This window comes from Ferroacidibacillus organovorans, from assembly GCF_001516615.1.
In the GTDB taxonomy this organism is placed as follows: domain Bacteria; phylum Bacillota; class Bacilli; order Alicyclobacillales; family SLC66; genus Ferroacidibacillus; species Ferroacidibacillus ferrooxidans_B.
Map to the genome: position 1 here is coordinate 1 of NZ_LPVJ01000015.1, position 2,090 is coordinate 2,090.

The 2,090-nt window shown below is 45.6% G+C and carries 2 protein-coding genes and 1 CRISPR repeat array; both genes read left to right on the plus strand.

What is annotated here, in order from left to right:
* Window positions 1-282 precede the first annotated feature (282 nt).
* The gene (cas1c, locus tag ATW55_RS05360; RefSeq protein WP_067713641.1) at window positions 283-1,314 is read left to right on the plus strand and encodes a type I-C CRISPR-associated endonuclease Cas1c; all 1,032 of its coding nucleotides are present in this window, start codon (window positions 283-285) and stop codon (window positions 1,312-1,314) included.
* A 12-nt stretch (window positions 1,315-1,326) separates the two neighbouring features.
* Window positions 1,327-1,626 carry a CRISPR-associated endonuclease Cas2 gene (cas2, locus tag ATW55_RS05365; protein ID WP_336433214.1) on the plus strand — a complete coding sequence of 100 codons (300 nt, stop codon included), beginning with the start codon at window positions 1,327-1,329 and terminating at the stop codon, window positions 1,624-1,626.
* A 154-nt stretch (window positions 1,627-1,780) separates the two neighbouring features.
* Window positions 1,781-2,076: a CRISPR direct-repeat array (repeat unit 32 nt; unit sequence GTCGCACCCCGTGCGGATGCGTGGATTGAAAC).
* Window positions 2,077-2,090 lie beyond the last annotated feature (14 nt).

Here is a 2,090-nt window from a genome sequence, read left to right on the forward strand (position 1 = left end):
GCGCCACCCACACGACTGAAGGACGAGAGTTCTTTGAATCCAGGTTTACATAAACGAGCCATGGTTCACACCCACATCGCTAAGAGATAGGCCGTTAGATGCCTTCTCGTCGATTTTTGGGGTGTACCAGAAATGTCAATAGTTTTATTGTGATTTCATAAACTTTACACAAAAATAGAGATCCAAATTTATACAGCAACTGCATAACTCATGTCTAACCATATTCCATCGGCCAGTGACTGAATATCTGGCTCGGATGATTGATTCGGTGGTGGAGGAAGATTGAGAAAACTCCTTAATACTCTTTATGTGACAATGCCTGAAGCATACTTGGCTTGCGAAGGTGAAAACGTGCTTGTACGCATTGAAAGTGAAACAAAGTTTCGAGTTCCGATTCATAACATCGAAGGGATCGTCTGCTTTGGGTTTGCGGGAGCAAGTCCCGGTCTCATGCACCTCTGTTGTGAACGAGGTGTGGCACTTTCATTTCTGACCGAATACGGGAAATTTATGGGGCGCGTCACTGGTAAGGTTTCTGGTAATATTTTTGTGCGAAGGAACCAGTATCGATGGGCCGATGATGATGTCGAATCGGTAAGGTTAGCGAAACGCTTTATCGTAGCAAAGATCTTAAATGGTAGAGCAGTTTTGCATCGTGCAGTTCGTGATCATCCAAATTCTGTCGACAGCCAGTTACTAGGTAATATTATGATGGATTTGGGACGTCTCGCTAGCCAACTCGATATAGCGAAAAATCTGGATTCGGTGAGGGGGATAGAAGGTCAAGCCGCGAATCTTTATTTCAGCGGATTTAATCAACTTATTCTTAGTCAGAAAAATGCTTTCCGTCTGAATGGGAGAAACAGACGTCCACCTCTTGATCGCATGAATGCCTTGCTTTCTTTTTTATATACGTTGCTTTCTCATGAAATCGTTGCGGCACTAGAGAGTGTTGGCTTGGATCCGCAAGCTGGCTTTTTGCATCGTGACAGACCGGGGAGGGCAAGTCTAGCACTCGATTTAATGGAAGAGCTTCGACCGCACTTTGCAGACAGGCTCGCCGTGACACTCGTGAATCGCAACCAGATTGACCCGAGTGGATTCATTACAAAGGAAAACGGGGCTGTAGTGATGGAAGATAAAACGAGGAAAGAGATACTAACCGCGTGGCAGAAACGCAAACAGGAAGAAATGATTCATCCATACTTAGGTGAAAAAGTTACATTCGGGCTGATTCCCTACGTACAGTCGATGCTATTGGCCAGACATATTCGAGGTGAACTCGAAGACTATCCGCCATTTTTCTGGAAATGAGGGTATCTTATGATGGTCTTGATAACTTATGATGTGAATGTGTCGACGCCAATAGGGAGAAAACGTTTGCGTCATGTTGCTAAGCAATGTCAAAATTTCGGTCAGAGAGTTCAAAACTCCGTTTTCGAGTGCCTTGTTGACCCCACTCAATTCACCCAATTAAAGCATCGATTGGAGGCAATTGTAGATCCAAAAACGGACAGTCTCCGATATTATTTTTTGGGAAGTAACTGGAAGAGGCGTGTTGAACATTTTGGTGCCAAGGAAACGTATGACCCCGAAGGTGTCCTCATTATCGATGCGAACCCATAGTGCTCATTGATTTACCTAGATTTTCGCACCTCAGTATTTTAAGCACTCCACCACAATTTTTTCCACGCAGACTGGTTCAGGGAATCCGTTTTAATCGGGGTTCGCATTTTTGGGTCATAAAGAACTGTATGGTAAAGTGTTCATAGGTACCACAGTCGCACCCCGTGCGGATGCGTGGATTGAAACATGAAATAGCGATCTTTTTATCACTTGCAAAAGGTCGCACCCCGTGCGGATGCGTGGATTGAAACAAGGAGTCTAAAAATTCAAGGGCTTTAAAGTATCGAAGTCGCACCCCGTGCGGATGCGTGGATTGAAACTTAGCCCACGCTACACCCTGCCGGAACATCTGCAGTCGCACCCCGTGCGGATGCGTGGATTGAAACAAGGCGACAGTGCCGGCAGCATCATCAATAACGTCGCACCCCGTGCGGGTGCGTGGATTGAAACTCAGACCTCGATTT

Excerpts from the sequence above, each read along its gene's own strand:
- cas2 (WP_336433214.1), top strand. The coding sequence starts at position 1,327 with ATGGTCTTGATAACTTATGATGTGAATGTGTCGACGCCAATAGGGAGA.